This window comes from Streptomyces roseolilacinus, assembly GCF_014649335.1.
GTDB classification, from domain to species: Bacteria; Actinomycetota; Actinomycetes; order Streptomycetales; family Streptomycetaceae; genus Streptomyces; species Streptomyces roseolilacinus.
The window spans coordinates 460,952-480,232 of the sequence record NZ_BMSV01000006.1; the positions used below are offsets into that span (position 1 = coordinate 460,952).

Here is a 19,281-nt window from a genome sequence, read left to right on the forward strand (position 1 = left end):
CGGACCGGCGGGTGTAGCGTCCCCGCATGGAGATGCCCTTCGACCCCTGGTCGCCCGGGTTCGTCGCGGACCCCTACCCGGCGTACGCGGCGCTCCGCGCCGGCGGCAGGGCGCACTGGTTCGCGCCCACCCGCCAGTACCTCGTCCCGCACCACGCCGACGTCTCCGCCCTCCTGCGCGACCGGCGCCTGGGCCGCACCTACCTGCATCGCTTCACGCACGAGGAGTTCGGCCGCACCCCGCCGCCCGCCGCCCACGAGCCGTTCCACGTCCTCAACGGGCACGGCCTGCTCGACCTGGAGGGCCCCGACCACACGCGGATCCGCCGCCTGGTGGCGAAGGCGTTCACGCCCCGCACGGTCGAGCGGCTGGAGCCGGTCGTGCACCGGATCGCCGCCGAACTCGTGGACGGTCTCGTCGCGGACGGCGGCGGCGACCTCCTCACCCGGGTCGCGGAGCCCCTGCCGGTCGCGGTGATCGCGGAGATGCTCGGCATCCCGGCGTCCGACCGGCCCCTGCTGCGCCCCTGGTCGGCGGCGATCTGCGGGATGTTCGAGTTGAACCCGGACGAGGAGACCGCCCGCCGCGCGGTGGCCGCGTCCGTGGAGTTCTCCGCGTACCTGCGCGAGCTGATCGCCCGGCGGCGCGGGGAGCCCGGCGACGACCTGGTGTCCGCGCTGATCGCCGCGCACGACGAGGGCGACCGGCTGACCGGGCAGGAGATGGTGTCGACGTGCGTGCTGCTGCTCAACGCGGGCCACGAGGCGACCGTCAACACCACCGTCAACGGCTGGTGGACCCTGTTCCGGCACCCGGAGCAGCTCGCCGCGCTGCGCGCCGGTGAGGTGCCGCTGTCCACGGCCGTGGAGGAACTGCTGCGCCACGACACCCCGTTGCAGATGTTCGAGCGCTGGGTGCTCGACGACATCGAGATCGGCGGGGTGACCGTGGAGCGCGGTTCGGAGGTGGCGCTGCTGTTCGGCTCCGCGAACCGGGACCCGGCGCGGTTCGACGACCCCGACCGCCTGGACCTGGCCCGCGCCGACAACCCGCACGTCGGTTTCGGCGCGGGCGTCCACTACTGCCTGGGCGCGCCGCTGGCCCGGCTGGAGCTCGCCGCGTCGTTCGGCGCGCTGCTGGAGCGGGCGCCGGGGCTGCGCCCGGTCCGGGAGCCGCGGTGGCGGCCCGGCTACGTGATCCGGGGCCTGGAGGAGCTGCTGGTCACGCCGTGACGAGGTCGCGGCGCCGCAGTCCCGCGAGCCCCGCCGCGACCAGCAGCGCGGTCCCGGCGAGCAGGACCAGCACCGGCTGCCACGCCATGTCGGCGCCGGGCAGCTTCGGCAGGTGCCCGAACGGCGACAGGTCGAGGACGGCCTGCGGCAGGTCCAGCGCCGGCCCGACCCAGCTGATCGCGACGGACAGCCCGGCCACGCCCCACGCCGCGACCGCCGCCCTGGGGGCGGCGCCGTGCAGCAGCACCGCCAGCGCGCCGAGGAACCACACGGCGGGCAGCTGGACGGCCGCCGCGCCCAGGACGGTGCCGGGGTCCTGCCCGTACGAGAGGTACATGCCGAGCCCGGCCGCGAGGAGGAGCAGGGCGGACCCGGCGAACGCGATCACCAGGTGCCCGGCGGCCCAGCGCAGCCGCCCGACCGCGTTCGCGAGCACCGGTTCGGCGCGCTGCGAGGTCTCCTCGCCGTGCAGCCGCAGCACCGACCCGACCGCGTACAGCGAGGCGATCATCCCGAACAGCCCGAGCAGCGCGCCCAGGAAGGCGTCGGTGAGGGCCTGCGCGCCCCCCATCCGCTCGAAGACCTCCCGCGCCCGCTCGTTGTCCCCGACCAGGTCCGCGGCGCCCTCGACCATCCCGCCGAACACCAGTCCGGCGACGAGGAACCCGAGCGTCCAGCCGGTGAGGGAGCCGCGCTGGAGCCGCCAGGCCAGGCCGCCCGCCGTGGCGAGCCGTCCCTCGGCGGGGCCGGGCCGGGCGGGCAGGAAGCTCATCCCGACGTCGCGCCGCCCGGTCAGCTCGTACGCGGCGAGGCCCTGGACGAGGACGGCGGCGGCCGGCAGCAGCAGCACCCACCAGCGGTCCCCGGCGAACGCCCGCACGTTCTCGGCCCAGCCGACCGGCGACAGCCAGGTGAGGGGCGACCCGCCGTCGTCACGGCCCGCGTCGCCCGCCGCGCGCAGGACGAACGCGGCGCCCAGCACGGCCGCCGTGAGGCCCTTCGCCAGCCGGGCGCTCTCCGTCAGCTGGGCGGCGATCGCCGCCGTCGTGGCGAAGACCATGCCGGTCAGGCCGACCGCGAGGCCCAGCGCGAGGGCGCTGCCCGCGCCCCGGCCGGCCAGCCCGGCGGTGACGGCCAGGGCGAGGGCGGCGTTGCCGGTGAGCGCGGCGAGCAGGGCGGCGGTCAGCGGCGCCCGCCGCCCGACCATGGCGGCCGACAGGAGTTCCTGACGGCCGGTCTCCTCCTCCTCGCGGGTGTGCCGGACGACGACGACCAGGCTCATCACGGCGGCGAGGACCGCCGCGAACACCCCGAACCGCCAGGCGACGAGCGCGCCCGTGGAGTCGCCGAACACCGGCCCGTACAGGGAGCGCAGGGAGCTGTTGGCGGTCATCGACACGGCGATCTCGGCACGTTGGGCCCGCGTGCCGTACAGGGCGTCGATGGAGCCGGCGCCGCTGACGACCACGGTGCCGAGGACCAGCACCCACACGGGCAGCAGCACCCGGTCGCGGCGCAGGGCGAGCCGCAGCAGCGTCCCGGTCCCGGCGAGGGGGCGGGACCCCCCGCCGGCGCGGGGGACGGCGGGGGCGAGGGCGGTCACCGGGCCACCGCCTCGTCCGCGTAGTGGCGCAGGAACAGTTCCTCCAGGGTGGGCGGCGCGCTGGTCAGCGACCGCACCCCGGCCTCGGTGAGGGAGCGCAGGACGGGGTCGAGCCGGTCGGTGTCGACCTGGAGCCGTACGCGGGTGCCGTCGACCCGCAGGTCGTGGACGCCCGGCAGGTGCGCGAGCCCGTTCGGCGGGGCGGCCAGCTCGGCCTCCACGCTGGTGCGGGTCAGGTGGCGCAGTTCGGGCAGCGAACCGGACTCCACGGTGCGGCCCTTGCGGATGATGCTCACCCGGTCGCAGAGGCTCTCGACCTCGCTGAGGATGTGCGAGGAGAGCAGCACCGTGCGGCCCCGGTCGCGCTCCTCGCGCACGCACGCCTGGAAGACGCCCTCCATCAGCGGGTCGAGTCCGCTGGTCGGCTCGTCGAGGATCAGCACGTCCACGTCGGAGGCGAACGCGGCGACGAGGGCGACCTTCTGGCGGTTGCCCTTGGAGTAGGTGCGGCCCTTCTTCGTCGGGTCCAGTTCGAACCGCTCGACCAGCTCGGCGCGGCGTGCCGCGTCCAGGCCGCCGCGCAGCCTGCCGTACAGGTCGATCACCTCGCCGCCGGACAGGTTGCGCCAGAGCGTCACGTCGCCGGGGACGTAGGCGACCCGGCGGTGCAGCTCGACGGCGTCCCGCCAGGGGTCGCGGCCGAGGAGCCGGGCGGTGCCGGAGTCGGCGCGGAGCAGCCCGAGCAGGACGCGGATGGTGGTCGACTTGCCGGAGCCGTTGGGACCGAGGAAACCGTGGACCTCGCCGGCCGCGACGGTCAGGTCGAGGCCGGCGAGCGCGTGGGTGCGCCCGAAGGACTTGTGCAGTCCGCCGACGGTGATGGCGTTCGTCATGCTTCGACGGTACGCCTTTCTTCACAAAGTTGTGAAGTTAAGAAAGCGTATAAAATCGATGGGATCCAGGGACGACGGGAGACGAGGGGCGCATGGGAACGGACGACCGGCCCGCACGGCGGGAGCGCGACGAGGAGGCGGTGAACCGCTTCGTCGAGCGCTTCGCCGGGGAGCTGACGCAGGCCGGGATGCAGCGGATGCCCGCCCGGGTCTTCGCCGCGCTGCTCGTCTCCGAGGAGGCGGCCCTGACCTCCGCCGAGCTGGGTGAGCAGCTGAGGATCAGCCCGGCCGCCGTCTCGGGCGCCGTGCGCTACCTGACGCAGGTCAACATGATCGGCCGCGAGCGCGACCCGGGCTCACGGCGTGAGCGGTACGTGCTCCACGAGGGCATGTGGTACGAGGTCTTCACCCGCCGTGACGAGATCCTCGGCCGCTGGCAGAAGACCCTCCGCGAGGGCGCCGAGACCCTGGGCGCCGACACGGCGGCGGGCGCGCGGGTCGCGGAGACGGCGGAGTTCTTCCAGTTCCTCCACGAGGGACTGCTGCGGATCCTGGAGGGGTGGCGGGCGCGCAAGGACGCGACCGGCTGACGGCCGCCGTGACGCCCCCGGCCCCGTGACGCCCCCGGCCCCGTGACGCCCCCGGCCCCGCGCCGCGTCGCGGACGCCCTCGGCCCCGCGCCCCGGCCGCCTAGCCGCCCTCCGCCGCCGGCGCCGGGGCCGGCACCAGCAGGGACCAGGCGGCCGGGCGGACCGTCCAGGTGCGGCTGAGGACCGGCCCGGTCGGCTCGGCGTCCGCCCGGTAGCGGAACCCGGCGCCGGCCGGGACCGACACGGTGACCGTACGGGCGGCCGACCACCGGGGCGCGGCCACCCGCGGACGCACCACGACCTCCGCCGTGCCGTCCCGCGACACGACCGTCACGCCCTCCACCGGGTCGTCCACGTCGGCCAGCAGCCGCCCGTCGGCCTCCACCCGCAGCCGCTGCCCCCGCATCTGCGGGACCCGCCCGCACCCCGGCCCCACCAGCGTCCGCACCAGCGAGCGGCACGTCCCCCACACCGACGGCGCCGGCGCCCCGCCACCCGAAGGGCGGAACCGGTCCTCCGGCGCCGCCGCGGGCGCCGGGGACGGCGATCCCTCCGGGATGCGCACCCCGCCCACGACCACCCCGCCCCGGTCGTCCACCAGCAGGTCGAGCCGCCGCTCCACCCCGTCCAGGACCGCCCGCGCCGCCGTCACCGCACCGGGCGGGGCGCCCAGCGACACGGCCAGCCGCACCGTCTCGGGCGGCCCCACCGGCACCAGCGACAGGGCCTCCCCGCCCAGCTCGCCGCCCCGGTGCAGCAGCCCCACGGCCCGCACCAGCGCCCGGTCGTCGCCGATCACCACGGGCCGCCGGGCACCCCGCCGCGCCAGGGCCCGCGCGAACTCCTCCGGGGTGTCGGGCAGGCACACCTTCGCGGCCGCGCCACCGCGCAACACGTCCTTCGCGATCCGTACGGACTCGCCGTCGCAGCGGCGCGCTACCGGGTCGATGACCACCAGGAGCTGGTCGGGAGCCGACACCTCGGTCCTTCCTCGGGTAGCATCTTTGTGCAAGAGCCCCTTGCGCTATTGCGCCAGGGGCTTCGTCTATTCCGGGGCACCGGTTCCACGGCTCGGGCTGCCGTCGTACACCGCCGTACGACGTCTTCCGCCCCTGGCCTTGGACATGCCCCGCCCGGAAGGGGTGTACGCCTGTGCCCGCACTTGTGCTGCTCGGTGCTCAGTGGGGTGACGAGGGCAAGGGAAAGGCCACCGACCTCCTCGGTGGATCCGTCGATTACGTGGTGCGCTACCAGGGCGGCAACAACGCCGGCCACACGGTCGTCGTGGGCGACCAGAAGTACGCGCTGCATCTCCTTCCCTCCGGCATCCTCTCCCCGGGATGCACCCCCGTGATCGGAAACGGCGTCGTCGTCGACCCGGCCGTCCTGCTCTCCGAGCTGAGCGGGCTGAACGAGCGTGGTGTCGACACCTCCAAGCTTCTGATCAGCGGAAACGCTCACCTGATCACTCCGTACAACGTCACCCTCGACAAGGTGACGGAACGGTTCCTCGGCAAGCGGAAGATCGGTACGACCGGCCGCGGCATCGGCCCGACGTACGCCGACAAGATCAACCGCGTCGGCATCCGCGTCCAGGACCTCTACGACGAGTCGATCCTCACCCAGAAGGTCGAGGCGGCGCTGGAGCAGAAGAACCAGCTCCTCGCCAAGGTCTTCAACCGCCGCGCGATCGAGGCTGACAGGATCGTCGAGGAGATGCTCGGCTACGCGGAGCAGATCCGCCCCTACGTCGCCGACACGACGCTGATCCTCAACGACGCCATCGACGCCGGCAAGGTCGTCCTCTTCGAGGGCGGCCAGGGCACGCTCCTGGACGTGGACCACGGCACGTACCCGTTCGTGACCTCGTCGAACCCGACCGCCGGCGGTGCCTGCACGGGCGCCGGCGTCGGCCCGACGAAGATCAGCCGCGTCATCGGCATCCTCAAGGCGTACACGACCCGCGTCGGCGCCGGACCGTTCCCGACGGAGCTGTTCGACGAGGACGGCGAGGCGCTGCGCCGCATCGGCGGCGAGCGCGGCGTCACCACCGGGCGCGACCGGCGCTGCGGCTGGTTCGACGCGGTGATCGCCCGCTACGCGACGCGCGTGAACGGCCTGACGGACTTCTTCCTCACCAAGCTGGACGTCCTGACCGGCTGGGAGCAGATCCCGGTGTGCGTCGCGTACGAGATCGACGGCCGGCGCGTCGAGGAGCTGCCGTACTCGCAGACCGACTTCCACCACGCGAAGCCCGTCTACGAGTACCTGCCCGGCTGGTCGGAGGACATCTCCAAGGCGAAGACCTTCTCGGACCTGCCGAAGAACGCGCAGGCGTACGTGAAGGCGCTGGAGGAGATGTCGGGCGCCCCGATCTCCGCCATCGGCGTCGGCCCCGGCCGCACCGAGACGATCGAGATCAACTCGTTCCTGTAGGCCCCGCGACCGGGCCCCGCGCGAAGCCCCCCGCACCACCGGTGCGGGGGGCTTCGCGCCGCCGCGCCCCCGGTTCACGGCCGGGCGCAGACCCCGAGGCCCTCGGGGGACATGCAGGGGAGGTGGCCGTGGGTGCGGATGACGTCCTGGCCGCTGCCCCGCACCAGGTAGTCGAGGAAGCTGGAGACGAGCGAGTCCGCGGGCGGCCGCCCGTACGTGTACGCGTACTCGATCTCCCGGTAGGGGTACCCGCTCCGCGCCACGTCGTCGATCGACGGCGTCCGCCCGTCGAGGTCCAGCCGGTGGAGCCCCCGGACGCCCTGGCCGGACCGCAGCTCGCTGTAGCCGAGCGCGCCGGGGATCTCGGCGACCGCCGCCATGACCTGCCGCGTCGAGTCGACCTCGCACCGCAGCACCCGTGCCGCCGGGTCGGCCTTCGTGCGGCAGTCGCCCGACGAGGGCGCCGGCTCGTACCCGCCGAGGACGCGCCGCTGGAACACCTCCCGGGTGCCGGAGTTGGTGTTCCGGCTGACCAGGGCGATCGGCAGGTCGGGGCCACCCAGCTCGGACCACCGCCGCACGTCGCCGCGGTAGACGCGCCGCACGTCCGCGGTGGTCAGCCCGCGCAGCGGCACCCGGTCGTTGACGACCATGGCGAACACGGACACGGCGACGCGGTTCTCCCGCAGCCGGTCGTACCCCCGCTCGGGCTTCGGCCCGTCGGACAGCGCGATGACGGCGGGGGAGCCGTCCTCGTGCCGGGCCCCCGCCTCGGCGAGGGCGCGGATGCCGGTGGTGGTGCCGCGCGCGTCGACGGTGACGGTGGAGCCGGGGCAGTCCTTCTCGTACTTCCGCGCGGCCTCCTCCGCCACGGGCGCGAAGGCCGTGGACCCGACGACGGTCAGGGTGCCGGTGGCGCAGCCGATGGGCGGTCTGGTGTCGTCGCGGCCGACGATGATCCCGGCCAGGGTGACCACGCACACGGTGAGCAGGACGGTGAGGAGCCGGGCCGGGCGGCTGAACACGGGCGGCTTGCCGTCGGAGGGGACGGCGGTGTTGGGCCGCACCTCCCCGTCGCGCAGGCCGCCGGTGACGCGCACGGGGCTGTCGACCGGGCCGCCGGTGAGCAGGCACAGCAGCTTGAAGTGCTCGCCCGGGTTGAGCGGGACGCGCGGCAGGTGGAGCGTGCCGCCCTGGTGCGTCATCCCGGCCTCGGGCGTGAAGTGCTCCATCAGGTGGTCGGCGTCGCCGGGCTGGGTGACGGCGACGCCCCGGATCTCGCGGCCGGTGAACTCGACGGTCAGTCCGTGCGGCGGGCGGCTGGTGTAGTCGCCGTCGCCGACGCTCTGCGGGCCGTCGTTCTCGATGCGGAGCAGGACGAGGGTGGCGTCGGACAGGTCGACGTCCGGCCCCTCGCCGAAGAGGCCGATCCGCACGTTGGCGCGGCCGCCGTCGCGGACGTTGCTGCCGATCGGCGTGTCCATCTGGACCCGGTACCCGAGCCGCCTGCGGCGCGGCACCCGCCGCTCGTACCAGAGCGCGGCGACGGAGGCGAGCACGCCGAGGACGGCGGTGAGCACGGCGATGACGTTCTCGGCGCTGAACCACTCCACGGGCGCTCCCCCTCGCTCGCAGCAGGTGTCCGGCGGGACGTGTGCGGTCACGGTAGGACGCCGGGGGGCGCGGGGCGGGCGGGGGTGCCGTAAGTTCATGGGAGGTTCAACTCCGCCGCGGTGGGGCGGCCCGCCCCCGGGCCCTGACCAGGGCGTCGGGGCGCCGGCGCCGGGGGCCGAGGCGTCAGCGCCCGGTGGAGGGGAAGAGGACGGGCAGGAAGAAGCACCGGGGCGCGTCCCCGGGCGGGGCGGGAGGCGAGCGAGCAGATGACGGCCGGAGACGTGGCGGACGCGTCCGGGGAGAGACTCCCGGACGCGTCCCCCGAGGCACTCGTCGCGGCGCTGGACGCCCTCGCGGCGGGCGCCTGCCTGCTGGACGGCAGCGGCCGCGTCCTCGCCGTCAACACCTCCGGCCAGGAGATCCTGGGCCGGTCCGCCGCGGAGTTCGTCGGGCAGGACGCGCACGAGCTGCTCCACCGCGACCAGCACGGCAACCCCACGCCGAGGGCGCGCTGCGCGCTGCGGAAGGCCGCCCTCGCCGGGCGCACGGCCCAGAGCGCCGGCGAGTGGGCGCGGCGCGGCGACGGGTCGCTGCTCCTGCTGTCGTGGCTGGCCACGCCCTGCGTCCGGGACGGGCTGCCACCGGTCACCCTGGTGGTCTTCCACCCGTACGAGTCCGTCCGCCCGACCGCCGAGCTCCTGAAGGAGCCCACCGCGTCGCTGTCGGAGCTGGAGCGGCTGGCGCTGCTGGCCGAGACGACGACGACGCTGACCTCCACCCTCGACGTGGACGAGGCACTGAACCGGCTGATGGCCCTGGTGGTGCCCCGGCTCGCGGACTGGGTGGTCATCGACCTGATCAGGGAGCCGGACGAGGTGTGGCGCGCCGCCGTCGTGCGGGCGGAGGGCGACGCCCTGGTGCACGCGGAGGAGCTGGAGGGTCCGATGCCCCCGGTGCCGGGGGAGTCGCCGATGCCCCTGTCGCGGGCGCTGCGCGGCGAGTCGTCCGCGCTGGCGGGCCCGGAGACGTACCAGGGCCTTCCGGACTCGGGGATCGCGCTGGAGCAGCGCCGCCTGTTCGAGGCGACGGGGATGCACTCGGCGGTCATCGCGCCCATCCGGGGCCTGCGGGAGATCCTCGGGGCGCTCACCCTGGGCCGTTCCCAGCGGGCGGAGGTGTTCACGGCGGCCGACGTGGCCCTGCTGGAGGACATCACGCGCCGCGCCGGCCTCGCCCTGGCGAACGCCCGCCTGTACCAGCGGCAGCGGAAGGTCGCGGAGACCATGCAGCGCCACCTGCTGCCGCAGCTGCCGACCGTGCCCGGGCTGGGGATCGCGGCCCGCTACCTGCCCGCGCCGGACGCCTCGCACGTCGGCGGCGACTGGTACGACGCGTTCCTGCTGAACGACGGGGCCCTGGCGCTGGCCATCGGGGACGTGGTCGGCCACGACCTGGACGCGGCGGCGGGGATGGCGCAGCTGCGCAACATGCTGCGCGCGTACGCGTGGGCGCAGAAGGGGCCGGCGAGCGGGATCGTCGAGTGGCTGGACCAGGCGTCGCTGCACATCGCCGAGGTCTCCATGGCCACGTTGGTCTTCGGCCGGATGACCGTGTCGGACAACGGGCGGTGGGAGCTGACCTGGACCAACGCCGGGCACCCGCCGCCGCTGCTGGTCACGCACGACGGCGTGACGCGGTACCTCACCGAGGGCCACGGCGTCCTGCTGGGGCTCGGGGCGTACAAGGGGCGGACGGGCCGTACGGACGCGCGGGCGGAGCTGCCGCCCGGGTCGACGCTGCTGCTGTACACGGACGGCCTGATCGAGGAGCCGGGGCGCTCGCTCGACGAGGGCCTGGAGCGGCTGCGCCGGCACGCCGCGGCGCTGGCCCACCGGCCGGTGGAGTCGTTCACGGACGAGCTGCTCCAGCGGGCCAGACCCCCGCAGAACGAGGACGACGTGGCGCTGCTGGCGCTGCGGATCCCGGACTGAGCACCGCCACCGGTACGGGCGGCGGCCGCGCGGCGACGCGGCCGCCGCCCGCGTCGTGACGACCTCTCCCGCCCCTCCGCCGCGCGCGGTTGTCCGGTCCGGACCTCTTGACAGGTCCAGACCAATGCGGTGAAGTGACCGGCACCCCCCCCGCGAAGGAGTGATGACGTGTCACGACGCTTCGGCGCCCTGCTGGCCGCTTTCGCCACGGCGGTGGGCCTGACGGCCCTCCTCCCCGCCACCACCGCCTCGGCCGCCGACTGCGCGGCCCCCTGGAGTTCGTCGGCCGTCTACTGGGGCGGCAACACCGCCTCGTACAACGGGCACAACTGGCAGGCGAAGTGGTGGACCCAGAACGAGCGCCCGGGCACGGTGGCGGTCTGGGCCGACCAGGGGACCTGCGGCTCCGGCACGCCCGACCCGGACCCGACGGACCCGGCGCCGTCCGGATTCGTGGTCTCCGAGACGCAGTTCAACCAGATGTTCCCGAACCGGAACCCGTTCTACACGTACAGCGGGCTGAAGGCGGCGCTCGGCGCCTACCCGGCGTTCGCGACGACGGGCGGCGCCACGGTCAGCCGCCAGGAGGCGGCGGCCTTCCTGGCCAACGTCAGCCACGAGACGGGCGGCCTCGTCCACATCGTGGAGCAGAACACCGCCAACTACCCGCACTACTGCGACCAGAGCCAGCCGTACGGCTGTCCCGCGGGCCAGGCCGCCTACTACGGGCGCGGCCCGATCCAGCTCAGCTGGAACTTCAACTACAAGGCGGCGGGCGACGCCCTCGGCATCGACCTGCTGAACAACCCGCACCGCGTCGAGCGGGAGGCGGCGGTCGCCTGGAAGACGGCCCTGTGGTACTGGAACACCCAGAACGGCCCCGGCACGATGACCGGGCACAACGCGATGGTGACGGGCGCGGGCTTCGGCCAGACGATCCGCTCCATCAACGGCGCGCTGGAGTGTGACGGCCGCAACCCGGCGCAGGTGCAGAGCCGGGTGACGAAGTACCAGCAGTTCACGCAGATCCTGGGCGTGGCCCCGGGCGCCAACCTGTACTGCTGAGACCGTACCGCCGAGACGGTCCCCGGCCCCGGTCGCGCGCTCTTCGCGACCGGGGCCGGCGTCATGTTCCGGTGGCGTGCCCCGCCGCCTGCGGTCCCGGCGTCCGCGGTCCCGGCGTCCGCGGTCCCGGCGTCCGCGGCCCCGGCGTCCGCGCGTCCGCGGCCCCGGCGTCCGCGCGGCCGGGGCCGCGGTGTCCGCGCGACCGGGCCGGGGGCGGGGCGAGGGCGGAACGGTGAGGCGGGCCCGTGCCCCCGTGGCCCCGCCTCCCCCCGTGACTCCGCCCCCGTGTCCCCGCCCTCCCCCGTGGGCCCGATCCCGGACTCCCGTGCCCCCGTGGCCTCGTGAACCCGCCTCCCCGGCGGGCGGGTTCACCCCTCCCCGGAGGTCCGCCTCCTCCCCTCAGCCTCCCGTGTGGCCCAGGATCGCCTTCGCCAGCGGCTCCAGCACCGGGGCGGGCAGCGCGTGCCCCATGCCCGGGATCTCCACCAGTTCCGCGCCCCGGATCACCTGCGCCAGGTGCTGCGCGTGCGGCGGCGGGAACACGGGCTCGGCGGTGGCGGACACGACCAGCGTCGGCACCGCGGTCGCCGCCAGGGCCTCCGTGCGGAGCATCCCCGAGTGGTCGGCCTGCCCGTGCGCGGTGCTGACCCGGGCGTGACCGGTGTGGGCGATGAGCCGCCGCTCCGCCTCCCGCGCCGCCTCCGCGTCGAACGGGACGCCGCCGTTGTTCAGTAGCCGCCAGTGCTCCACCCGCCAGTCCAGCTCGGCGTCCGGGTCCAGGTCCGCGGGGCGGTCGGCCCACATGGCCAGGATGCGCGGGTCGATGGGCGGCAGTTCCTCGACGGGCACGACGGTCCCGTCGGGCCGGGTGTACGGGGTGGTGCTGAGCGCGCAGGTGCCGATGAGCGTGGCGGTGTGGAGCCGCTCCGGGTGGTCGGCGATCAGGAGCTGGGCCAGCATGCCGCCCAGGGACATGCCGACGACGTGGGCCCGCTCCACCCCCAGCCTGTCCAGTACCGCCAGCGCGTCGTCCGCGAGGTCGGTGATCGCGTACGGCTTCGTCTCGTACGACCAGGTCGAGCGGCCGGTGTCGCGGTGGTCGTACCGGATGACCCGGTGGTGCGCGGCCAGCGCGTCCACCAGCGCGTCGGGCCAGCCGAGTCCGGACGCCTGCGCGCCCATGACCAGCAGCAGCGCCGGCGCGTCGGCGTCCCCCCGCTCCTCCACCCACAGGCGGACGCCGGGCGCGGTGTCGATGAGGTGTTCACGGTGCACGGGTGTTCCTCCTCGGTCAGGGCCGGAGCCATTTCGAGACGAGACGTCTCGTCTCGCTTCGTGGGTACACCGTAGCGCATCCCGGAGCCGCCCGCACGGGTTTCTCCGCGGGGGCGGCCCCGGGCGGCTCAGGACCCCGGCCGCCGCGTGCCGGGGCTCAGGCCAGCCGCAGGTCGATCCACGGGATCGTGTCGCCCTCCAGCAGGTACCGCTCCACCTCCACGAAGCCGTGCCGCAGGGCGAAGCGCAGGCCCGACCCGTTCGAGGCCAGCACCACCGTCTCGATCTCCGTCGCGCCCAGTCCCCGGGCCCGCCGCAGCCCGTGGGCGTACAGCTCCCCGCCGTGGCCCCGGCCCCGGTGCCCGGGCAGGATCCGTGCGATCACCGTCGCCGTCTCCGGTGCCTCCCCGGTCGGCGGGCGCACCGTGGAGCACCCCACGGCCACGTCGCCGAGGTAGGCGACCTCCAGCACGTTCCGCCCGGAGCGCTCGCGGACGTCGTCCAGGGACAGCAGGTGTGTCGGGATGACCTCGTTGTGGATGCGCTGCCAGTCCTCGACGCCGGCCTCGCCGTCGACCTGTTCGATGCGGAGTTCACTCATCCCGGCAGCCAAGCGGCGCCCCGCCCCACCGTCAACCGACTTGTGGCCCGCGGGCCACCGCACGCGCGCGCCGCCCTCCTCGCGCCGGACGGCGGCGCGTGGGCCGTCCCGCCGCCGGGGCGCGTGGGCCGTCCACCGCCGGGCGGTGCGTGGCCGTCCGCCGCCGGGGGCGGTGCGGTCAGGCGTACGAGCGCAGCAGGCGGGCCAGTTGGCGGCCCGTCACCCGCAGGGGCTCCTCGCTGCGGTTGACCTGGGCGGTGACCTCGGCGCCCTCCAGGGCGCCGATGACGGTGGTCGCCAGCTCGCGGGCGTCGTCGGCCGCGAAGCCGCAGCCCAGCAGCTTCTCGCGGACGAGCGCCTCCCAGTCGCGCAGCGCCTCCGCGCACGCCTGCTGGATGCGCGTCTCGCCGCCGAGCGTCTCCAGGGCGGCCGCCGTCACGGGGCACCCGTCGACCCATCCCGACGCGCGCAGCTCCTCGGCGAGCCGGACGGCGCAGTGCTCCACGGCCTCGGCCGGGTCCTGCGCGCTGCCCAGGGCCTCCCGCAGGAAGACCGAGAACTCCGCGCCGCTGTGCTCGATCGCGGCGACCGCCACGGCCTCCTTGCCGCCGGGGAAGAAGTGGTAGACGGAGCCGAGGGTGGCCCGCGCCTCCTGGGCGATCTGCTTGATGCCCGTCCCGACGTACCCCTGGCGCTGGATGAGGCGCGCCGCGGTGACGACGATCCGGTCGCGGGTCCCGGTGCGGGAGGCGGTCGTGGCGGCGGTTTCGGCGGCGGTCTGCATGGGGCGATCGTACCGAGAAAATAAGTAGAGCGTTCGTTCTAGAGCCGTGATACGGTCCTTCCCGTACCTGGATAGAGCGTTCGTTCTAGAGATGTCCCGAGAGGTGGACCCCCATGAGCAGCACGTCCGTCACCACCCCCGCCCCCGTCACCGTCATCGGTCTCGGCCCCATGGGGCGGGCCATGGCCGGTGCCTTCCTCGACCGGGGCCACCCCGTCACCGTCTGGAACCGCACCCCCTCCCGCGCCGACGCCCTCGTCGAGCGCGGCGCGCGCCTCGCCGCCGGCGCGGAGGAGGCGCTGTCCGCCGCCGAGCTGATCGTGGTGAGCCTCACCGACCAGGAGGCGCTGTACGCCCTGCTGGGCGGCGTCGACCCGGCCGCCCTGAAGGGCCGCGTCCTGGTGAACCTCAGCTCCGACACCCCCGACCGGGCCCGCGAGGCGGCCGCCTGGGTCGCGGAGCGGGGCGCCACGCAGCTCACCGGCGGCGTCCTCACCCCGCCCTCGGGCATCGGCGACCCCGCCTCCACCACCCTCTACAGCGGTCCGCGCGCCGCCTTCGACGCCCACCGCGCCACGCTGGAGGTGCTGACGGGCGCCGACCACCGCGGCGAGGACCCGGGCCTGGCGGCGCTCCTGTACCAGCTGAACATGGTCATGTTCTGGACCGCCCTGTCCGGTTACTGGCAGGCCATCGCGCTGGCCGGCGCCCACGGCCTGACGGCCTCGGACATCCGGCCGCTCGCGGTCGAGGCCCTGGACCTGAGGCAGTTCGTGGAGTTCTACACGCCCCGCGTGGACGCCGGCGACCACCGCGGGGACGTCGACCGGCTCGCCATGGGCGCGGCGAGCACCGAGCACGTCCTCCACACGGTCGCGGACGCGGGGGTCGACACGGCCCTCCCGGCGGCCGTCGCCGCGCTCTTCCGGCGCGGGGTGGAGGCCGGTCACGCCGCGGACAGCTCGTCCAGCCTGGTGGAGGTGCTGGGGAAGCCCGCGGCCTGAGCCGGGCACCCGAGGCGGACGCGGGCGTGCGGACACCAGCGCCCGCGCGCCCCGGGTCCGGGTCCGGGTCAGGGACGCCCCGGGTCAGGCGCGCGCCGCCCGGCCGGCGGTGAAGAAGTCGGTCAGGACGGGCGCGAGGACCGCCGGGTCGACGTCGTGCTCCTGGCCGGGCAGGACGCGCAGGGTGTAGTGGTCCCCGAGCGCGGCGAGCGCCCTGGCCCCTTCGAGCATGTGCGGGTGGCCCGCGTCGCCGCTGCCGACGAGGACGGGGACCGTCACGGACCGCCAGCGCTCGGCGGGCAGGGGGCGGCCGGACATCGTGTCGCCCATGATGCGGCCGTCGTAGGGGAGGGTGCGGGCGGTGGCCTCCAGCCCGGCCCAGAAGGGAGCCTGCCGCATCCCCGCGACGGCCTCGGCGGGCAGGCCCACGGCGGCGGTCATGAAGTAGGCGGCGGCGTCCCCGTACGCCTCCCGGGCCACCAGCTCCTCCAGGTGGCCGACGTAGTCGGCGGGCAGGGGCGGGCGGCTGTCGTCGACGATGAACGGCGGTTCGTACAGGGCCACCCGCGTCACGGCGCTGCCCCGGGCCGCGGCCTCCAGGGCCAGGACGGCGCCGGAGGACGTGCCGAAGAGCATCGCCGAGCCGCCCGCCCGCTCGATCAGCGCGTCCAGGTCCTCGACCTCGCGTTGCACGTCGTACGCGGGGGTGTCCCCGCTGTCGCCGCGCCCCCGGCGGTCGTACGTGAACACGGTGAAGTCCCCGGCCAGCAGGCCGGCCAGCGCGGCGGAGTCGTGCCGGGTCATGAAGGCGGCGCCGACGAGCACCACCGCGGGCCCCGAGCCCTGCCGCTCGTACGCGATGGCCGTGCCGTCGGCAGAGAACACCTTCTCCATGCGGATCCCACTCCATTCGTGTGCGGTCCACGGGGCGGAACCCCGCGATCTCCGGAACTGGACGGTACAGTACCCGTTCGGGTACTGGTCGGTCCAGTACTCTTCCATCGGAGGGGGAGCCGCACGGAGAGAGGATGGCGATCATGGACAGTCGTTCGGCGCGCAAGCACCAGGCGATCCTGGAGGCCGCGACCACGGTGTTCCTGAACAAGGGGTACGCGGGGGCGAGCATGGACGACATCGCGCGCCTGGCCGCGGTGTCCAAGCAGACCGTCTACAAGCACTTCGCCGACAAGGAGAAGCTGTTCTCCGAGATCATCCTGGCCACCACCGACCGCATCGACGGAATGATCGACGTGGTGACCGACATCCCGGCCGACGCCGACGGCCTGGAGGAGAACCTGACCCGTCTCGCCCGCCGCTTCCTGACGGCGCTCACCCAGCCCCAGGTCCTCCAGCTGCGGCGCCTGATCATCGCCAACGCCGACGCCTTCCCCGAACTCGGCGCCTCCTGGTACGAGCAGGGCTTCGAACGGGTCCTGGCGACCCTGGCGGACACCTTCCGGCGCCTCGCCGACCAGGGGCTGCTCCGCGTGGACGACCCCCTGCTGGCCGCCGACCACTTCGCGGGCCTGCTGCTGTGGATCCCGGTGAACAAGGCCATGTTCCACGGCGGCGCCCGGCACACCGAGGCCGACCTGGAGCGCTGGGCCACCGGCGGGACCCGCGCCTTCCTCGCCGCCTACGGCCGGCCCGCCGACGCCGCCCGCCCCTGAGCGAGGGAGCGGCCGGCCACCTCCCGTGGCCGGCCGCCCCGCGGACGGCGCCGCCCGTACGGCCCGTCCGCGGGGGTGGATCAGGTGCGGCCCCCGTTGTCGATGCAGCTGCCGAGGGTGATCTGCCAGGGCAGGACCGACATCTGCACCTTGTGGCCCTCGGCGATCGAGAGGTTCGCGGTGTGGTGGCGGCCGCCGGCCTCCAGGATCCAGCGCCACACGATCGGGCCCTTGGTGCCCTGGAAATAGACCTCGTATTCCATGTCCATCCGGCTGTTGTTCCACACCGTGATGATTTCGCCGTCGGCCGTGAACCTCATTCCGGCCCGGTCCTTCTTGTTGGGCGCGTCGTAGTTGATCCAGGCGTCGCGGCCGCCCGGATCGGTGCGGCTGGAAGCGCTCTTGTGCGTGCACTTCCAGTAGAAACCGCCCGCTGTCCCGGGCGCCCCCGCCGCCGCCCGCGTCCGCGAGTCGGCGTGCGAGTCGGCCTGGGCGGCGCCCACCGGGGCGCCCGCCGACAGGGCGAGAGCCGCGACCGCGGCCGTGAGCGCCCTCGCCGGCCATGATTTCAGCTGCACTTCTCTTTCCTTCCCCCTGAGCGGGAATCCGGCTGGCGCCGAATTCGCCGCTCCCTTTTCGCTTCTCCTTCATCCTGCGCCCGCGAAGGACCCGTGCGGAAGGCTCAACTGATGTGCGCGGCAAGGGTATTGATACCCTGATGGCATCGATGTCGGTGACCGGGCGGCAGGCGGGGGAAGCGATGCCCACGGATCCGAGCACGCAGCAACTGCGCATGTTCCTCGCGTTGGCGGAGGAGCTGCACTTCGGCCGGGCGGCCGGCCGGGTCTTCGTCAGCCAGCCCGCGCTCAGCCGGCAGATCCGGGCCCTGGAGGAACTCCTCGGCGTCGCCCTCGTGGAGCGCTCCACGCGCCGCGTCCGGCTCACCGGCGCCGGAGAGGCGCTGCTGCCCCCGGCGCGCGCGGCGGTCCACGCCGCGGACGTGCTGCGCGAGGCGGCGCGGGAGGCGTCCCGGCACGACACGGACCGCCTGGTGGTGGGTTCCTACCTGTCCGCGCTCCCGGCCCTGCGCATCCTCTTCGACGCGCTGCGGCAGCGCGACGGCGTCCCCGCCGTCGAGTGGCGGGACGTCGACAACGTCGACCAGGCGAACGCCCTGCTCGACGGCCGCGTCGACGCGGTCGTCTGCTACGCCCCCCTGCCCGACGGCGTCCGCACCCTGCGGCTGGGGACGGAGGAGCGGTACGTGTGCCTGCCCGAGAGCCATCCGCTCGCGGAGCGCGCCGCGGTGACCCTGGCGGAGCTCGACGGCCTTCCCGTCATCGGCTTCTCGCCCGACCTGAACCCGCGGTGGCGTGCCTTCTGGGCCGCCGACCCGCGCCCCGGCGGGACGCCCGTCACGTACACGTCCCACGCCGTCACGACCCTGGAGTCGTGCATCACGCACGTCGGCCTCGGGCACGGCATCCGCTTCATCCCCGCGAGCTGCCGCCACCTCATGCCCCGCCCCGGCGTCCGCTACGTCCCGGTCTCCGACCTGCCGCCGTGCCACGCCGTGCTCGCCTGGCCCGCCGCCCGCCCGGCCCCTCCCGCCCTCGCGCCGCTGCTGCGCGTCCTGCGCGACCGCACCCGCACCACCGCGGTCGGACGCCGCCCCGACGGGACGCCGGGGTGGTGGTGGGAGACGACGACCCCGGCGCCCGCCGGGTGAGGCGGCGCTCGGCCCGTACGGGCGCGGCCGGCGCTTCAGACCGGTAACCGCGCGAGGAGTTCGAGGTCGTCGCGCACGGACTCCCGCTCCTGCGGGGTGAGGTGGACCGCGGTGGCCGCGGCGATCGCGGACCTCGCGGTCCGCGTGTCACCGGTGCGCGTGGCGACGTCCGCCCGCAGGACGAGGAGACGAAGCAGTTGCACGGGCGTGGGCCGCTCGTCCCGCAAGCGCAGCACCCGGTCGATGGTCTTCGCGGCGCCCGCCAGGTCCTCCTTGGAGTCGGCGAGGAGGGAGGCGTGGTGCAGGGCCCGGGCGAAGGTCTCCTCGGGGGCGGGGCGGTGGTGCTGGTCGTCGCTCGTCTGCTGCCCCACGCGGATGCAGTTGCCGCCCGGATCGGTCATGAGGAACTGCCGCACGCCGTGTGACGTGTCCTTCAGCGGCCCGATGCGCGGCAGCCCGCGGTTCGGCACCCGCCCGTACGCCGCCTTCAACCTGGTCCGGAAGGTCTCGTACAGCCCGTCGACGTCATCGGTCCGCACGAGGCACGTACTGAACGACTCGGCCGGCTCGTAGTGCTTCATCCCGAAGAAGTGGAGCTGTATGCCGCCGCGCTGGACGACCGCGTACGGATTGGGGCTCCTCTGCTGGAAGGTCACCTCGAACCCGAGGGCCGTGTAGAAGTCGAGAACGGGCTGGAGGGTCCGGCACGGCAGGATCGGAATCGTCTTCTCGCTCACCCCGCCCACCCTAGTCAAAATTGAATAGCGGGGTGAGGGGGAGCCGGTGGTCCGCTG

General features: G+C 74.5%; 18 protein-coding genes. 8 read left to right on the forward strand and 10 right to left on the reverse strand.

Annotated features, from left to right (window positions below; translation table 11 throughout):
* The first annotated feature begins 26 nt into the window (after window positions 1–26).
* Window positions 27–1,232, forward strand: a complete 1,206-nt coding sequence (locus IE106_RS17435; RefSeq protein WP_189534934.1) for a cytochrome P450 — start codon at window positions 27–29, stop codon at window positions 1,230–1,232.
* On the opposite strand, the gene IE106_RS17440 is transcribed toward IE106_RS17435, so the two are convergent.
* Together IE106_RS17440 and IE106_RS17445 are read right to left on the reverse strand one after the other, a co-directional pair.
* Window positions 1,222–2,835, reverse strand: a complete 1,614-nt coding sequence (locus IE106_RS17440) for an ABC transporter permease (protein ID WP_189534936.1) — start codon at window positions 2,833–2,835, stop codon at window positions 1,222–1,224. The genes IE106_RS17435 and IE106_RS17440 overlap by 11 nt on opposite strands.
* A complete protein-coding gene (locus IE106_RS17445; protein WP_189534938.1) occupies window positions 2,832–3,728 on the reverse strand; it encodes an ABC transporter ATP-binding protein in 897 nt (298 codons plus the stop codon). The genes IE106_RS17440 and IE106_RS17445 overlap by 4 nt, the downstream gene beginning before the upstream one ends.
* A 92-nt stretch (window positions 3,729–3,820) precedes the next feature.
* Here IE106_RS17445 and IE106_RS17450 point away from each other — a divergent pair, with 92 nt between their 5' ends.
* A complete protein-coding gene (locus tag IE106_RS17450; RefSeq protein WP_189534941.1) occupies window positions 3,821–4,318 on the forward strand; it encodes a GbsR/MarR family transcriptional regulator in 498 nt (165 codons plus the stop codon).
* Between the two features lie 100 nt (window positions 4,319–4,418).
* Here the strand turns inward: IE106_RS17450 and IE106_RS17455 are convergent, their stop codons facing one another.
* Entirely contained in the window at window positions 4,419–5,297 is an 879-nt protein-coding gene (locus IE106_RS17455; RefSeq protein WP_189534943.1) for a diacylglycerol kinase, read from the reverse strand.
* A 173-nt stretch (window positions 5,298–5,470) separates the two neighbouring features.
* Here IE106_RS17455 and IE106_RS17460 point away from each other — a divergent pair, with 173 nt between their 5' ends.
* Window positions 5,471–6,754 (forward strand): adenylosuccinate synthase, encoded by a 1,284-nt coding sequence (locus IE106_RS17460; protein ID WP_189534945.1) that lies wholly within the window; start codon window positions 5,471–5,473, stop codon window positions 6,752–6,754.
* A gap of 74 nt (window positions 6,755–6,828) precedes the next feature.
* On the opposite strand, the gene IE106_RS17465 is transcribed toward IE106_RS17460, so the two are convergent.
* Entirely contained in the window at window positions 6,829–8,367 is a 1,539-nt protein-coding gene (locus IE106_RS17465; protein ID WP_189534947.1) for a substrate-binding domain-containing protein, read from the reverse strand.
* 267 nt (window positions 8,368–8,634) lie between these two features.
* Here IE106_RS17465 and IE106_RS17470 point away from each other — a divergent pair, with 267 nt between their 5' ends.
* Together IE106_RS17470 and IE106_RS17475 are read left to right on the forward strand one after the other, a co-directional pair.
* Window positions 8,635–10,359, forward strand: a complete 1,725-nt coding sequence (locus tag IE106_RS17470) for a SpoIIE family protein phosphatase (protein WP_189534949.1) — start codon at window positions 8,635–8,637, stop codon at window positions 10,357–10,359.
* Window positions 10,360–10,527: 168 nt separating this feature from the next.
* Window positions 10,528–11,424, forward strand: a complete 897-nt coding sequence (locus tag IE106_RS17475) for a glycoside hydrolase family 19 protein (protein WP_189534951.1) — start codon at window positions 10,528–10,530, stop codon at window positions 11,422–11,424.
* A gap of 399 nt (window positions 11,425–11,823) precedes the next feature.
* Here the strand turns inward: IE106_RS17475 and IE106_RS17480 are convergent, their stop codons facing one another.
* The 3 genes from IE106_RS17480 to IE106_RS17490 form a co-directional block, all read right to left on the reverse strand.
* Window positions 11,824–12,699, reverse strand: a complete 876-nt coding sequence (locus tag IE106_RS17480; RefSeq protein WP_189534953.1) for an alpha/beta fold hydrolase — start codon at window positions 12,697–12,699, stop codon at window positions 11,824–11,826.
* A gap of 157 nt (window positions 12,700–12,856) precedes the next feature.
* A complete protein-coding gene (locus IE106_RS17485; RefSeq protein WP_189534955.1) occupies window positions 12,857–13,300 on the reverse strand; it encodes a GNAT family N-acetyltransferase in 444 nt (147 codons plus the stop codon).
* A 178-nt stretch (window positions 13,301–13,478) separates the two neighbouring features.
* A complete protein-coding gene (locus IE106_RS17490; protein ID WP_189534957.1) occupies window positions 13,479–14,084 on the reverse strand; it encodes a TetR/AcrR family transcriptional regulator in 606 nt (201 codons plus the stop codon).
* Between the two features lie 113 nt (window positions 14,085–14,197).
* Between IE106_RS17490 and IE106_RS17495 the strand changes: the two genes are divergently transcribed.
* Window positions 14,198–15,088: an NAD(P)-dependent oxidoreductase gene (locus IE106_RS17495; protein ID WP_189534960.1), complete on the forward strand. Its 891-nt coding sequence runs from the start codon at window positions 14,198–14,200 to the stop codon at window positions 15,086–15,088.
* A gap of 84 nt (window positions 15,089–15,172) precedes the next feature.
* On the opposite strand, the gene IE106_RS17500 is transcribed toward IE106_RS17495, so the two are convergent.
* The gene (locus IE106_RS17500) at window positions 15,173–15,982 is read right to left on the reverse strand and encodes an alpha/beta fold hydrolase (protein WP_189534962.1); all 810 of its coding nucleotides are present in this window, start codon (window positions 15,980–15,982) and stop codon (window positions 15,173–15,175) included.
* Between the two features lie 143 nt (window positions 15,983–16,125).
* On the opposite strand from IE106_RS17500, the gene IE106_RS17505 reads away from it, so the two are divergent.
* Window positions 16,126–16,758, forward strand: a complete 633-nt coding sequence (locus tag IE106_RS17505) for a TetR/AcrR family transcriptional regulator (protein ID WP_229840523.1) — start codon at window positions 16,126–16,128, stop codon at window positions 16,756–16,758.
* Between the two features lie 80 nt (window positions 16,759–16,838).
* On the opposite strand, the gene IE106_RS17510 is transcribed toward IE106_RS17505, so the two are convergent.
* Window positions 16,839–17,336 carry a hypothetical protein gene (locus IE106_RS17510; protein ID WP_189534966.1) on the reverse strand — a complete coding sequence of 166 codons (498 nt, stop codon included), beginning with the start codon at window positions 17,334–17,336 and terminating at the stop codon, window positions 16,839–16,841.
* Between the two features lie 140 nt (window positions 17,337–17,476).
* On the opposite strand from IE106_RS17510, the gene IE106_RS17515 reads away from it, so the two are divergent.
* On the forward strand, window positions 17,477–18,487 hold the full coding sequence (locus IE106_RS17515; protein ID WP_229840524.1) for a LysR family transcriptional regulator: 1,011 nt from the start codon (window positions 17,477–17,479) through the stop codon (window positions 18,485–18,487).
* Window positions 18,488–18,522: 35 nt separating this feature from the next.
* On the opposite strand, the gene IE106_RS17520 is transcribed toward IE106_RS17515, so the two are convergent.
* A complete protein-coding gene (locus IE106_RS17520) occupies window positions 18,523–19,224 on the reverse strand; it encodes a bleomycin resistance protein (protein ID WP_189534968.1) in 702 nt (233 codons plus the stop codon).
* Window positions 19,225–19,281: the final 57 nt, after the last annotated feature.